This window comes from Faecalispora anaeroviscerum (assembly GCF_947568225.1).
GTDB classification, from domain to species: domain Bacteria; phylum Bacillota; class Clostridia; order Oscillospirales; family Acutalibacteraceae; genus Faecalispora; species Faecalispora anaeroviscerum.
Genome location: NZ_CANOOQ010000001.1, coordinates 658,666 through 672,751, shown reverse-complemented (window position 1 = coordinate 672,751; position 14,086 = coordinate 658,666). Strand labels below are relative to the sequence as shown.

General features: G+C 48.3%; 15 protein-coding genes. All 15 read right to left on the bottom strand.

What is annotated here, in order from left to right; genetic code table 11:
* Nucleotides 1-62: 62 nt before the first annotated feature.
* The 15 genes from QOS46_RS03290 to QOS46_RS03220 all read right to left on the bottom strand — a co-directional run bounded on the left by QOS46_RS03290 (nucleotide 63) and on the right by QOS46_RS03220 (nucleotide 14,013).
* Nucleotides 63-1,730 (bottom strand): DUF342 domain-containing protein, encoded by a 1,668-nt coding sequence (locus tag QOS46_RS03290; RefSeq protein WP_283607297.1) that lies wholly within the window; start codon nucleotides 1,728-1,730, stop codon nucleotides 63-65.
* 155 nt (nucleotides 1,731-1,885) lie between these two features.
* Nucleotides 1,886-2,590: a flagellar hook-basal body protein gene (locus QOS46_RS03285; RefSeq protein ID WP_283607295.1), complete on the bottom strand. Its 705-nt coding sequence runs from the start codon at nucleotides 2,588-2,590 to the stop codon at nucleotides 1,886-1,888.
* Between the two features lie 71 nt (nucleotides 2,591-2,661).
* Nucleotides 2,662-3,402, bottom strand: coding sequence for a flagellar hook-basal body protein (locus QOS46_RS03280; RefSeq protein WP_283607293.1), 741 nt, complete (start codon nucleotides 3,400-3,402; stop codon nucleotides 2,662-2,664).
* Between the two features lie 14 nt (nucleotides 3,403-3,416).
* The gene (locus QOS46_RS03275; RefSeq protein ID WP_283607290.1) at nucleotides 3,417-4,187 is read right to left on the bottom strand and encodes a sigma-70 family RNA polymerase sigma factor; all 771 of its coding nucleotides are present in this window, start codon (nucleotides 4,185-4,187) and stop codon (nucleotides 3,417-3,419) included.
* A gap of 52 nt (nucleotides 4,188-4,239) precedes the next feature.
* Nucleotides 4,240-6,318, bottom strand: coding sequence for a flagellar biosynthesis protein FlhA (gene flhA, locus QOS46_RS03270; protein WP_283607288.1), 2,079 nt, complete (start codon nucleotides 6,316-6,318; stop codon nucleotides 4,240-4,242).
* Entirely contained in the window at nucleotides 6,302-7,387 is a 1,086-nt protein-coding gene (flhB, locus tag QOS46_RS03265) for a flagellar biosynthesis protein FlhB (RefSeq protein ID WP_283607286.1), read from the bottom strand. Before flhB ends, flhA begins: the two co-directional genes overlap by 17 nt.
* A gap of 45 nt (nucleotides 7,388-7,432) precedes the next feature.
* Nucleotides 7,433-8,209, bottom strand: coding sequence for a flagellar biosynthetic protein FliR (locus tag QOS46_RS03260; RefSeq protein WP_283607284.1), 777 nt, complete (start codon nucleotides 8,207-8,209; stop codon nucleotides 7,433-7,435).
* A gap of 23 nt (nucleotides 8,210-8,232) precedes the next feature.
* Nucleotides 8,233-8,499, bottom strand: a complete 267-nt coding sequence (gene fliQ / locus QOS46_RS03255) for a flagellar biosynthesis protein FliQ (RefSeq protein ID WP_283607282.1) — start codon at nucleotides 8,497-8,499, stop codon at nucleotides 8,233-8,235.
* Between the two features lie 36 nt (nucleotides 8,500-8,535).
* Nucleotides 8,536-9,219 (bottom strand): flagellar type III secretion system pore protein FliP, encoded by a 684-nt coding sequence (gene fliP, locus QOS46_RS03250; RefSeq protein WP_408611470.1) that lies wholly within the window; start codon nucleotides 9,217-9,219, stop codon nucleotides 8,536-8,538.
* 37 nt (nucleotides 9,220-9,256) lie between these two features.
* A complete protein-coding gene (locus tag QOS46_RS03245) occupies nucleotides 9,257-9,676 on the bottom strand; it encodes a FliO/MopB family protein (RefSeq protein ID WP_283607278.1) in 420 nt (139 codons plus the stop codon).
* Between the two features lie 25 nt (nucleotides 9,677-9,701).
* Entirely contained in the window at nucleotides 9,702-10,064 is a 363-nt protein-coding gene (locus QOS46_RS03240; RefSeq protein WP_283607276.1) for a response regulator, read from the bottom strand.
* 35 nt (nucleotides 10,065-10,099) lie between these two features.
* Entirely contained in the window at nucleotides 10,100-11,323 is a 1,224-nt protein-coding gene (fliY, locus tag QOS46_RS03235; protein WP_283607274.1) for a flagellar motor switch phosphatase FliY, read from the bottom strand.
* Nucleotides 11,324-11,347: 24 nt separating this feature from the next.
* On the bottom strand, nucleotides 11,348-12,346 hold the full coding sequence (gene fliM / locus QOS46_RS03230) for a flagellar motor switch protein FliM (RefSeq protein ID WP_283607272.1): 999 nt from the start codon (nucleotides 12,344-12,346) through the stop codon (nucleotides 11,348-11,350).
* A gap of 135 nt (nucleotides 12,347-12,481) precedes the next feature.
* A complete protein-coding gene (locus QOS46_RS03225) occupies nucleotides 12,482-12,682 on the bottom strand; it encodes a flagellar FlbD family protein (RefSeq protein WP_283607270.1) in 201 nt (66 codons plus the stop codon).
* A gap of 74 nt (nucleotides 12,683-12,756) precedes the next feature.
* Nucleotides 12,757-14,013 (bottom strand): flagellar hook protein FlgE, encoded by a 1,257-nt coding sequence (locus QOS46_RS03220; RefSeq protein ID WP_283607269.1) that lies wholly within the window; start codon nucleotides 14,011-14,013, stop codon nucleotides 12,757-12,759.
* Nucleotides 14,014-14,086 lie beyond the last annotated feature (73 nt).

Below are 14,086 nucleotides of genomic sequence, written 5' to 3'. Positions count from 1 at the left end.
TTTCGCCGCCGGAGGGACACTGTACTGCCCTGAAAGCGGGATCCATTTTCATTAATTTTGGTTTAGCGCTTTACAGTGTCCGGTGTATCAGTCGGCACAGCAGGCCGCCATTCAATCTTCCCATATGTAAGATAAAATTTTGCGCAGCTTGTTTCTTTAATGATATTGTAGGTATAACCCGCAATCTCCATCTTCACGCCGGGATATACCATTCCTTTGGCGATGACGGAATAGCTCAAAAATGAATTTAATGAATCTTCCGATTCCTGGAGCTGTTCTTTCAGTTCTTCAATTTTTTTGGAAAATACAATTTTTTTTGCTTCCGCCGCTTTTCGTACCTGTTCAAATCCAGAACCATCGTCCGTAGGATTTTGCTGAATAAACTGCTGATGAATCTGCTCATAACGATCTTCAAATGCTTCCTGCTCCTGGCTCGCTGTCTCCAACTCATGATTCAGCACCTCCGGATCCTTCAGCTTTTTTGAACTCTGGGTCAAAAGGGCATTTAGCTCCCGGGAATCGATCCGCACCCGGGTAACACTGCCGGACTGATTCCCGATGTTCTTGGCAAAAACGCCACACCCCACCGTGCAATCACCGCCGACTAATGTAGCCACGTCTTTGTTTAGGATCAGTGATCCACCAGCCCGGATATTGCTGCTCATAATGATACTGGCGTAAATCTCATGTGTCGCATCCAAAATAGCGTTCTCAAAAAACTTGCCAGAAATATTACCGCCAGCTTTCAGGCTGCCTCTTCCCCCGCCGTTCATTCCCTGGGAAATGACGATGTTCCCGCCCGCCTCCAGATGTGCGTGCTCCACGATTCCGCGAACCGTGATATCGCCCCCCGCACTGACAAAAAATCCGCTTTTTACGTCACCCTGTATCAGGACGGAACATTTAGCTGAAACATTGCCGGAATCTCGGCCAACATCACCCTTGACAATAAAAATCTCATTGACATTAATCGCATTTGGCAGCATTTCAATGCTGCCGTCCACCGTGGAAATCAACGTAAGTCCATCCTCTGAAACTTCCGTATTCACGCCCACTGGCAAAACAGGAACCGCCCCCTTGTGGTAAGGTATAACCTTGCCGAAAAGATCCATGCCGTCGCTTCCCGGCTTTGGGGGTACCAAGGTACAAAGATGGTCTCCCTTTGAGATGTTTTTCACCAGCCCAAGTTCACGGTAATCCAGAGTACCGTCTTTCCGCTGGATAGGACGAAGAACCTTATCGGTTTCAAAATTAAAATCGATGCGGCCGTCGCTTTCATCCTTTACCTGCTTGCCGACCGCGCAAACCAGAGGCTTCGTAAAATCGGCCAGCCTGCAATATTCCCTGATATCTTCTTCCAGAACACCGTAGCTGATTTTATTCTCCTTTAATAGTGCTAAAATTTCTTCAGGAGTTACCGTCTGGCCAGGGTCATGAAGCGCTATCTCTAAAACAGCACGCATACGGTTCAAAGAAACATTTAAATCGAGCGACGGCGGCTCTGGAGGGAGAAGATCTTCGAGCTGATCGGTTTCCGGGGCTTGTTCCTTTACTTCCTGCTCCATCTGCCCTGTCTCAACAACCTGCTCTGGTTCGATCACCTGCTCCGGTTCGATCATCTGCTCTGGTTCGATAATTTGTTCCAATTCGATCACTGACTCTGGTTCGATCACTGGTTCCGCTTCTTCCGGTTCAGGCGGCTGCTCGGTCGCATTTTCTGCCGGTTTCAAAGCATCTTGGCCTGTTTTTTCCTTTTTGTTCCAAAACTTTGCCAAACTCTTAGGAAACACAATCATCACCCTTTTCTGACAGTATATAGTAATAACACTTTAAAATGCTATTCATTTTTATATTAAAACCACTTTAAAGTGAATTGACTATAAAATCATCTCAGACTGTTGACAGTCTGCATAATTTCATCGGAAATCTGCACCATTTTGGAGTTGAGCTGGAAAGCGCGCTGAGTTTCCAGTATTGTTGCCATTTCGTCCGGCAGGCTTACAGAGGAATTCTCAAGGTAGCCCTGCTGCACCTCCGCGTTCTGTACCACCTGAGCCCGTCCAGAAGTCTCTGTTTCCACAAAATAGGTTCCAGCCGCTCTCTGCAGGCCATCGCAGTTAGAAAAAGTAAACACCCCCACCGGAGCTGCCTTTTTTTCATCTGTCACCTGAATCGGCTGACCGTTTGCTCCCAGCACATAGCCGCCGTCAGAAGACACCAGATAATTGGTACCGCCCTGCATGGAAAGATGAAAATTACCGTTGCGCGTATATTGTACCGTATCCCCGGAACGAATCGCAAAAAACTGGTATGCTTCCGGGAGGGCATAGTCGAGTGAACGCGAGGTATTGTTCAGCGCACTGGCGGCAAAGAGGGTATCAGTCTTTGCGAGCTTTGTTCCGTGACCGGAGACAAGATCGGAATCTGTATCTTCGGCCGCATGGATATTCGTATACACCAAATCGGCAAAGGCACCCTTCTGCGCCTGAAAGCCGGTGGTGGAAACGTTCGCGATATTGTTGGCCGTTACGTCCATCCCTTTTTGCAGCTGAATGGTACCGGTAGCCGCCGTATAAAATGCATTAATCATGGCTCTCCCCTTTTCTGAATCAGCCTGTTCAGTAACAGGCTTCAAAAGCGATTGCTTCAACAAATTGCGCTTTATATTTTACCGATTTCTGTCACAGCGCGGGACAGAATCTGATCGTACATTTTTAGCGCCTGTGAGCAGGTCTGGAGTCCTCTTTGAATCGAGATGGCATCGGTCATTTCCTGAGCGGCATCTACATTCGAGCCCTCAACATATTTCCATTTCAGTTGGGGATTCTGCATTTGCTGTGCCCCTCCAGCCGCGGTAAAGGATGCCTGCCCAGCAGATTTCAGGCTATTGTAATCCGCAAACTGATAAACGGCCAAAGACCCAACCTGAGTGCCCCCTACAGAGATATTCCCCTGCGCGTCAGCGTTAAACTGGTCTGTTCCCACACGGATCGGGCCGTTTTGACCCATCACGCGACCGCCAAGGTCTTTGCTGACCAGGTAGCCCTGCTCATCCACATTGAAGCTGCCGTTACGGGTATATACCAATCCGTTGTCCTTTTGAATTGCAAAAAAGCCCTCGCCCTCAATAGCGAAATCCAGTGTGCGGCCGGTTTCCTTCAGGCTCCCCTCGGAATGAATCACGCTCGTCTTGTCTGCCGCGGTCATCATGCTCATTTCACCGATCGGCACATTGCCCTGATTATTCAGACGGTGAATCACCATGTTTCCGAAGGTGGATGAAGTCACTACGTTCCTTTTGTACCCGGCCGTCTCCACATTGGACAAATTATTACTGACTGCCGTCAGCTTTCTGGACTGGGTCAGCATTCCGGAACCCAGTGTGTAAAACCCTCTCACCATAGGAATCGTCTCCTTTACGAATTGTATTCCGTCAAAAAGCGCTTAAGCTTTTTTAATCCGTTTGAGTGAATCTGCGACACGCGGGAATCGCTGATCCCCATCACCGCCGAGATTTCTTTGATCTTCATTTGTTCCTTATAATAAAGTGAAATGACCATTTTTTCTTTCTCATTCAGCTTATCGATGTATTCCGCCAGAACAACCTGCAACTCCTTTTCGGCCACAACCTGCTCGGGCCCCTGAATGGAGTCGCCGGACACGCTGAATCGTACATCCTCCACGCCCTTTTCGTAGATCATCTCCTCAAAAGAAAGCATGGAGAGCGCACAGGTTTCCGCCTGCATTTTCTGGTACTCCCCAACAGAAACGCTTAGGTGCTCTGCCATTTCGTTTTCTGTTGGATAACGCCCCAGCTCATAGCTGAGCGCATTTTCCGCATCGCTGATATTTTTGGCGATCCGTTTCAGGCGCCGCGGAAAGCAATCCTGCTTGCGTATGTAATCGATCATGGCACCGCGCACCTTAATAGAAGCATACGTTTCGAATTTGACTCTCTTATCCGGATCAAATTTTTCCACTGCGTCCAACAGGGCGATCAGGCCCTCATTGACCAGATCATCCATATAAGTGAAATGCTGGTAAGCCCCTACGGTCTTCAGGGCGATACACTTGACGATGTACCCATAGTGGATTACGAGCATATTGCGAACATCTTCTTCTTTATTCTGAAAGTATTCCTCCCACAGGTCTTCTATCGTTTTTTGTTTACTGATGACACGTTCCATCCAGCTATTTCACCTCCTTGATCGGGTATCGGCACCGGGACGAACCACTGGTTTATGGTTCTAGCGTAATGTTCGCCACGGCCTGTATCTGCACGTCGGAATTCAGTTCACTGAAAGAAAGCACCACCGCGCCGGGGTAAAACTGCTCCAGCAGCTTGCTAAAATAAATACGAACAACCGGCGAGGTCAGGATGATCGGTACATTGATGACGGCCTTTACCTTCTTGATGTTGTCAAGCAGCTTTGTAATAATTGTCTGTGTCGTCTGAGGGTCCATTGACAGGTACGAGCCCTGATCGTTGCGGGTGATGGAGTTCGCAATCACGCGCTCCACCTCGCTATCCAAGGTAATAACGCGAATCTGACCGCCGTCGGACCATTTGCGGGTGATGGTTCTCTTCAGTGCCTGACGCACATATTCGGTCAGAACCTCCGTTTCGCGCACCGTAGCGGCATAATCAGAAAGTGTGCTGAGGATCGTTTCCATGTCTCGGATCGGCACGCCCTCTTTGAGCAGAGCGCACATCACTTTCTGCAAACGACTGTAAGAAACCAGATTCGGTACTACGTCGTCCACCAGGGCAGAATCGGCCCGCTTTGCGGATTCCAGCAGCTGAATGACATCCTGACGGGTGAGAACCTCATAGGCGTGCTTGCGGATCGTTTCCGAGAGATGGGTAACAACAACGGAAAGGGGATCAATAACGGTGTAACCATAGATTTCAGCCATTTCCTTTTTATCTGTTGTAATCCACTTGCTGGGGATTCCATAGGCAGGCTCGATAGTTTCGATGCCGTCGATTGTCCCGGTCAGATTGCCGGGGTCCAGTGCTAAGTAATAGTCGATCAGGACCTCTCCCTCGCTGACAATTTCCCCCTTGACCTTAATCACATACTGATTGGGGTTGAGCATCCCGTTATCCCGCAGGCGAACGGCCGGAATCACCATACCCATCTCAATGGCAAACTGTTTGCGGAACGTGACCAAACGGTCAATAAAGCTGCTACCGCTGCCTTCGTCCACCAATGGGATAATGCTGTACCCAAACTCCATCTCAATCAGGTCAATTTGCAGCAAACCATATATGTTATCAATATTCTTGTAATAAGCGGTTTCATCTTCCATTTCGGGCCCACCGCCGGCTGCTCCAGGCCCGGTGCCCACTGCGGCCAGCTCAGTCTCCTCTTCCGACTGCCGGGCCCGCCTGCGAAGCATAATTCCAAGGCCGACCATGGTGCCGGAGATCAGCAGAATCTGAATCTTTGGCATACCGGGAATGAGGCAGAGAAAGGAGATCGCGGCCCCGGCGATCATCATCACCAAAGGCTGCGCGGAAAATTGACGGGTCACATCCATGCTCAGGCTGGAATCGGACGCCGCGCGGGTAACGATCATGCCGGTTGCGGTGGAAATCAAAAGTGCGGGTAGCTGAGAAACAAGACCCTCACCAACGGTGGCTATCGTGTAGGTCGTCAGCACCGTGCCAAAATCCTGTCCCCCCTGCACCATGCCAATAACGGTGCCGCCGAGGAAGTTGATAAACGTAATGACAATGGATGCGATTGCATCACCCTTGACAAACTTGGTGGCACCGTCCATGGCACCGTAGAACTCCGCCTCGCGCTGAATGTCGTTTCGGCGGGTCAGGGCAACTGACTCTGAGATTAAGCCAGAGCTAAGATCCGCATCAATTGCCATCTGCTTACCGGGCATTGCGTCCAATTTGAATCGGGCGGAAACCTCGGAAACGCGTTCCGCGCCCTTCGTAATAACCAGAAAATTGACCAAAACGATAATCAGAAAAATGATAAAACCGACGACAACGTTACCAGCCAAAACAAAGGTACCAAACGTTGAAATCACCTGCCCGGCATGGCCGGACTTTGTCAGAATTAAACGTGTGGAAGAAATATTCAGTGAAAGCCGGAACAGTGTCGTAATCAAAAGCATGGACGGAAAAACTGAAAACTGCAGTGAGTTTTTCACGTACATGGTCATCAGCATGATCAGAATTGACAATGTAATGTTCAGAATGAACATCATGTCCAAAAAGAATGTGGGAAGAGGTATGATGATAAAAGAGATAATAATGATAACAAAAATTGCTACAACGTTATTTAGAACCTTCAATCTCTGCTGAACCTCTTTTCATGGAATACACCCAAGCCATAATTTCTGCCAGAATCACATAATATTCTGCCGGGATGGGCCGGTTCACTTCTACCTCGCGGTACAGTGCCTGAGCCAGGGGCTTATTTTCCGTCATGGGGATATGGTGCTTTTCGGCAATCTCGATAATGCGCAGCGCCGAGTAGTCCTGCCCCTTTGCCACCACCATCGGGGCGGCGTCTTTCTTTATGTCATAACGAAGAGCAACGGCAAAATGCGTTGGATTTCTGACAATCACATCCGCCGTGGGAACCTGCTGCATCATGCGCTGCATCGACATTTTTCTGCGGCGCTCACGCTGCTGGCTCTTGACGTATGGGTCACCCTCCATCTGCTTGTATTCTTCTTTTAAATCCTGTTTCGACATGCGGATATTACGCTCGTACTCCCACCACTGGTACAGGTAATCCAGCGCGGAGATTGCGATAAACGCAACGGAAAGCTTTAACACAATGCTCATGATGTTGCTCAGAATAAACAGAACTCCCTGATACACATCCGCATACATCAGCTTCGTGAAATCATTGGAAATGCTTAAAAGAGAGGTATACAACAAGTAGAGCATGACAGATATTTTTACAATAGATTTGATCAGCTCCACAATGGAACGTAGAGAAAAAATGCGTTTCAAGCCCTGCAATGGGCTAATATTAGAAAATTTAAATTTAATTTTTTCTCTGGAAAATCTCAACCTGGTCTGTACGCCGGTACCGACAATCGCCGCCGCAATGGAAGCGAGCATCATCGGGCCCGCCAAAGAAAAAATAGCCTGAATGCAGTCTTTGGCAATATCGATTACTCCCGCCTGCGTCATGGTATCCATGGAAGAGATATAGGAAAAATAGCGGGTCAGAAACTGCTGCATAAACTCGTATGTATGCGGCAGGGTCGCACGCAGGATCATAAAAATGACCAGCAGGCTCAGAGCGCTGACAATGTCTGTGCTTTGAAAAATGTTACCTTTTTTTTGTTCGTCCTGCCGCTTTTTCGGAGTAGCTTTTTCGGTTTTACTGCTATCCGGCACTGTCATCCCCCCTTTTACATCACTTGCAGGATCAGCGGGAATGGCGCTGCGCTACATCAACATTCGGTAGACTCCGCCAATCTGATCAAACATCAGATCGATCATCCTTTCAAGGAAGGACGCCAAAGGCCCGGCCATCAGAAAGAGAAGCCCAAAACCTAAAAGCATTTTAATCTGTATGTTTATCATAAAAATATTCAGCCGAGGCACGGCCTTCGTAACCAGGCCAACCGCAAATTCCGTAATCAACTGCGACGCCATGATCGGCAGCGACATTTTTATCGCATAAATTAGAATCAGGCGGAACAACTCCACCAGATGGGAAAAAATCTGCGGATCAATGGCAAGCTCTCCGTACGGAACCACCACACAGAGCTGTACGAACACCTGAATCAAGGTCAGGTGCGCACCGGTGGAAAAAAAGAGAAGAAAGAACATCGCGTTGATAAAGGAGCCAGAAATCGGCATGGAAACATTGCTTTGCGGATCGTAAATCTTAGACATGGAAATACCGATCTGCATATCCATATTTTCACCGCTGATCAGAATCACCGATAAAAACAGCTGAATGATAAAACCGATTAAAAAGCCCAGCAGCAGCTCACGCAGCATGGTGACAAAGAAGATGAGAAAGCTCGAAAGCACCACGGTACGCACCGGAACCAACTGGTAAGAAAACAGCGACAGCATGAGCGTAAGGCCCACCCGAATAATCACCGGGATGCTGGTTCGACCGAAAATCGGGCTGAATACCACACAACCCGACATGCGCATAAAAATTAGGAGCAAAAGAGTTACGTTGTAATTGAGAGTAACAAGATCTAACATTCCGAACCCTTTCCGCCCCATCCTCAGCTGAGGTTTGCGATCAAGCTGAAAATGTAAGTAACAAAATCGCTCATGACCTCCATCATCCACGGCCCCAGCAAAATCAGCACCACGGCAATGATCAAAAGCTTCGGAACAAACGAGAGTGTCTGTTCGTGAATCTGTGTGGCCGCCTGAAGCACCGCTATCACCAGGCCGATCAGCACGCTGGAAACCAGAATTGGCATCGCGAGCTTCATTGTGGCGAAAATCGCCGCCTGAAATACACCGATAATCTCAGATGTCGTCATGAAATATATATCCTTCCGAATAGTGTGGCACGTGCGCTACATGTTAAAGCTGGTAACCAAAGTCTTAAACAGCAGACCCCAGCCGTCCACCAGCACAAATAACAGCAGCTTAAACGGCAGAGAAATGATGGCTGGCGGCAGCATGATCATACCCATGGACATCAATGTGCTAGAAACCACCATGTCGATGATCAGAAACGGGATAAAAATCAGAAAGCCGATCAAAAAGGCCCGGCGCAGCTCGCTGGTCATAAACGCGGGAATCACAACCGTAAGGGGTGCTTCCTCCGCGGATTTGATCTCTGTTTTAGAGAGATTGAGAAACAGATTCAGGTCATCCTTTTTCGTCTGCTTGAGCATAAAAGCCTTCATCGGTACAGAGGCTTTCTGAACGAACTGCTCCTGCGTAATTTTCTCCTGCTTGTACGGCTGATAAGCGTCCTCGTTAATCTGCGTTAATACCGGCGACATGATGAACAGCGATAAAAACAAGGCCATTCCAATCAGCACCTGATTTGGGGGCGTCTGCTGCAAACCCAGCGCGTTGCGCAGAAACGACAGCACGATGATGATCCGCGTAAAGCAGGTTGTCATAATTAGAATGGACGGCGCGAGTGCCAGAATCAAAAACATCTGGATCATCTCAAGCGTATCCACCCCGTTGCCGTTGATCTGAATTCCGGTGGCAGCAGCGGAGGCCTGAACCGGGAGAAAAGCCATCAGCACCAGCGAGAGCAGCGCCGTTATCAACAGTTTTTTACGGCTCTTCGTCTTCACTGTTTTGGCCTCTGCCCTTTGTTTTTCTGGCTTCGGCAATTCCCCTGTACTCATCAAACGATTTCACGCTCCATCCGTTTTTCGTGGCCTGTTGAAACAGATTCAAAAAGCCGGCCGCCGGCCTGCTCTCTTCCCCCAGTTTCAGATCATCGGCCGAAAGTTCCTGTAAAATCTCTACGCTCTGGCTGGAAAAGCCGATTAAGTAATACTTACCGCCGATCTGTGCCAGAGCCAGGCCCTTGTCCTGCGACAGAGGAACCTTTTCCAGAATTTTAATATTCTGCGAATTAGAAAATGTATTGATCTTCTTTGCGGCGTACTTGCTGAACGCATAGCAGCCAAACAAAATGATCGCTATGCCAAACAGAGAGAACAGCAAAGAAAAAAAGTCGTCACCCATGCGCTCTTCCCCTCTGAAGGCTCAATCAGCCTAAAATGCTGTTAACAGTCTTCATGATGCGGTCCGGCTTAAAGGGTTTTACAATAAAATCCTTTGCGCCAAGCTTGAGTGCGTCGACCACCATAGTCTCCTGTCCCATAGCCGAACACATAACTACCTTGGCGCTGCTGTCCATTTCGCGAATACGGCGGAGTGCCTCCAGTCCGTCCATCACTGGCATAGTGATATCCATCAGAACCAGATCCGGATTCTCCGCTGTGTAAGCAGCGACAGCTTGCTCGCCGTTGCCGGCCTCTATGATCTCGGTGTAGCCATTCTTTTGCAAGGTGTCTTTAATCATCATACGCATAAACGCAGCATCATCCACCAGCATAATTTTCTTTCCCATGATTCGTTCCTCCTATAAAATGAAATCCTTATTCTTTATTTTAATGCATTAATAATATCAACATTACTTGATATTTCGGTAATACGAACTCCATAGTAATCATCCACTACAACAACGTCGCCCTTCGCAATCTGCTGACCGTTGACAAAAATATCCACCTGGGAACCGGCCTGTTTGTCCAGCTCTAAGATTGTACCCGAGGTGAAATCGAGAATTTCCTTGATTTTTCGCTTGGTACTGCCGATTTCTACCGTTACCTCAAGCGGCACAGAGAGAATCATATTAAGATTATTGGACTGATCGCTTGTTAAAATGGTTTCCTGCTCATCAAAGTTCTGATAGGATGCATTCTGGATCTCATACGCCGGGCTCTCCGGCTGGCGCATATTCCCGCCACGGATTACCGGCACAGGCGGAGCCATGGGAACAGGCGGCGCACTGTAAGCCGCAGCCGGAACACCGTAAGCGGTTTGCACAAAGCCAGCCTGCTGCTGATTGGGAGGGGCTACGTAGGCCGACTGAGCCGGATAGGCCGCCGATGTGGGGGGTGCTGCAGCCGGGGGCGGCGTGGGTTCCACCGGAGCTGCCGGAGCCGGAGCCACCGGAGCCACCGGAGCCACCGTCTGAGGCGTCTCTTCCAGAGAGGAACTGCCGAACCCAAAGCTGGAAATCAGGTCTTTCGCCAGGCCAAGGCTCATTAAACTGATGAATTCACTGTTCGTTAAATCGCCGATCATCAGGTTAAAATGGATGGCGATGATTGGCTCGTCGTCATTGAAGTATTTCTGCTTGAACTGCTCGGCATTCTCAATTTTAAAGGAACTTGGCGGCGATATGTTAATCGGGCGGTTCAAAAGCTGCGAAAGCGCAGTGGACGAAGCGCCCATCATTTGATTCATTACTTCACAAATTGCACCGAGGCTCATTTCATCCAGGACAAAATCTTCCTCAGAGTATTCTGTTTGCAGCAGCAGACCGACAATGATACGAACATCTGACTCTTTGAGAACCATTACATTTGTTCCGTCCAGACCGCTGACATAATTGATTTCGACTGCCACTGCAGGCTCAAGGCCCTTAAACTCAAATTCCTGCGCCGTGACGACGGTTACCCGGGGTGTGGTAATGTTCACGCGCTGTTCCAACAGAGTAGAGACTGTAGTTGCAGACGATCCCAGGCTGATATTCATGATTTCGCCAATACTGTCGACTTCCATTGGCGACATCAGTTCCTCGTGGTTAGACCCGTTAGGCTCCATAGAAATCACCTTTCCATTTGAAAATTATAGAATTTGATCAATTTTCACCGCATATTTTTTCTTTTTGGTTCCAATTACCCCGGTAAACCATGGGAGGTTTTCCACACAGACCGTGATCTGGTTTTCTTCAAGCGGCGTATTTAGGGTGATCACATCCCCAACCTGAAGGCCTAAAAAGTCCTTCAGTGTTATTTGCGTTTTTCCAAGCATGGCCGAGACATAAAGCGGCGATGCTTTCAGGCCTTTCATGATGATCTCTTTGCGTTCCTGCTCCACCTCAGGGTCATCCTTACGTGGAATTTTAATGTATTTGGAGTTAAAGACTTTAAAAATCTCTTCCAGAGAAGCGGCTGGCAGACATATGTTCATATTTCCCTTTAAATTATCCTCCAGTGTGATTTCAATAACCACAATGGCGACAGATTCATCGGGCTGTATCGACTGCATTAAACGCGAATTTGTTTCGATCACATCGAGCGTATGATCAATTTCAATGTAATTGGACCAGGAATTCCTCAGCAGAGTAAGCATCTGTTTGAATAAATACTCCATGAGCGCAAGTTCAATTTCCGTATAATCCCGGTCTACGTTGTACCCAGATCCGTTCCCCCCCAGCATACGATCAATAATCGAAAACGAAATCGGGCGCGACAGCTCCAGCAGAATCTGTTTGTCGTCGATGCGGTGGTCCTGATTATGCATACCGATCATCGCGACCAAAACAGAATCATTGAGCGCATTGTTGAATTCCTTATAGTCCTCTTCCTCTACTTGCAAAATTTCCATCTGGCACGAGATGCGAAGCATACTGGCCAACTGCAGGCTAAGCATTCGCGCAAAGTTATCAAAAATATTATCCAATAACTTCAGCTGCTCTCGCGAGAACTTTTTGGGCGACATAAAGTCATATTCTTTTACTTTTGGGCCGCTTGATTGGGTTTCAACATCTTTAAAATCGACATTTCCACTTTGCAAACTGCCCAGCAACTCGTCGATTTGCTGCTGCGACAATATTTCCGCCATAGTACCACCAATCCCTCGTCAAGTTAAAATCTGCTCGTATAGTAATCTATAATGAAGTCCTAACCCTCGCGAAACACCCGAGGACAGCTCCGGAGGACCCGGACGGCTCTATACTGGGAGCCGGAATGTATCACACTACGAAGTACGAATGACGTTCTGGAAAATCTTTCGATTGTAATCAATCACCTTTATTACGATTTCTTCCGGTTTTTCCTGAACAAGAAAATATTTACCCGTTGTCGTTGTTACCTTTGTTTCCGGAATCAGTTCAATGGTTTCGATCAGGCTACTGTTGAGTACAAACGTTATGCCATTCATATTCGTCAGCTCTATCATACCGCACATCCCTCTTTGAATTGAACCGCCGTTCCCGAACCGGCTTCCGGTTCAGGAACGGTGGTCATTTTCAATTATCGTTTGAGATTTACTAATGTTTCCAGCATTTCATCGCTGACTGTAATCATTTTGGAGCTAGCCTGGAATCCTCTTTGGGTCATGATCATATCGGAAAACTCATTTGCAAGGTCTACGTTGGAGGATTCCAAACCGCCACTTTTCAGGGAGCCGGTATTGTCCTCGCCCGGTGTGGTATAGGTGATAACACCGGTGTTATTAACCGCTTTGTAATAGGAGTTTCCTTCATGCTGCAGAGCGTCGGGGTTCGGAACGTTTGCAATGGCAATTTTACCGATGATCTGAATCGTGCCGTCGGTCGCCTCACCAGTGATTGTACCGTCTGAGCCAACCGCAAGATTCTTCATCTCGCCCTTGTCATTGATGATTTTTTTCAGGTATTCCGAACCGGAACCATCCCCTTGAAAGGTAGCCTCTTCGGCAATTTTTCCGGTGGTCGCTTTAATGGCTGTGGTATCGGCATCCGCAACCTTAATCAGGGAAGCATCCAGAACATCAGACAGCTTTACATAAGTGCCGTCACTGTTTTTCAGAATTGCGGGGTCAGTACCATCCATCAGTGTGCTGGTCCACGTTGTGGACTTTAGTGCGGTCTCCAGGCCTTGTTTTGTCATGTCTGCTGTTTTTAAAGTAACTGTAATCGTCTTTTCGGTAGGGTCAACCGCAACGGCCTGCGTTGCGGAAGCACCGCCGTCAACCACCTTAAAGGTATACCCTTCGAGGTAGCTGACATCTTTTCCGTCGACTACCTTGCCGCCGTTTTTCGTACCGTCGGCCTTCAGCCCAAAATCGACCTTTGCGCCGCCAACGGAAACCGTGCTCTTTAGCTTATCTACGGAATAGCCGCAAATAAAGTTACCGTTGCCGTCGGTCAGGTTGCCGTCACCGTCAAACCCAAAGGTACCCACCTGAGTCAGGCGCTCGTTGCCGGCGCCGTCCTGAACAACAAAGTAACCTTCACCATCGATATACAAATCCATCGAGCTACCCGTTGAAGCATAGCCGGTACGAGTATTCAAAATATCGACCGATCCGACCGAAGCACCGTAACCTACCTGAGAAGCATTACTGCCGCTGCGCGTTCCGCTGGCCGAAGTGGAAGATGAAATGGTCTGATAGTACATATCACGAAAGGTAGTACGCGAAGATTTATAGCCATAGGTATTTACGTTGGCAATGTTATTTCCGATAACATCCATTCTGGTCTGATGGGCTTTCAGACCAGAAACAGCAGAAAAAAGTGATCTTAACATAGAAGTAACCTCTCTAATCTTTCTATTTGGTGAGCCGTCGGGCTTATCTATCGGTCAAAGCCCGGTAACTTCC